At 64.5% G+C, this 203-nt stretch carries 1 protein-coding gene; it reads right to left on the bottom strand.

Annotation, left to right across the window (positions count from 1 at the left end; genetic code table 11):
- Positions 1–191 (bottom strand): condensation domain-containing protein (locus IG75_RS37110; protein WP_425594512.1); only part of this gene is annotated, 191 nt, incomplete at its 3' end.
- Positions 192–203: the final 12 nt, after the last annotated feature.

The raw sequence follows: 203 nt of genomic DNA, 5'->3' as shown, positions 1-203 counted from the left end.
GTCGCCGCCAAGAACTCCGCGAAACTCGCCCCACCCCGCACCTGCGACCGCAACACCAACGTATTGACGAACATCCCGACCACATCGTCGAGCTCCGCCTCACCACGACCCGCGATCGGCGTACCCACCGCCACATCATCGGTAGCCGACAACCGCGCCAACAGCAACGCCAGCACCGCATGCACAACCATGAACACCGTCGC

This window comes from Nocardia rhamnosiphila NBRC 108938, assembly GCF_000720425.1.
Lineage (GTDB): Bacteria > Actinomycetota > Actinomycetes > Mycobacteriales > Mycobacteriaceae > Nocardia > Nocardia rhamnosiphila.
This window is presented reverse-complemented; position numbering and strand designations above follow the sequence as displayed.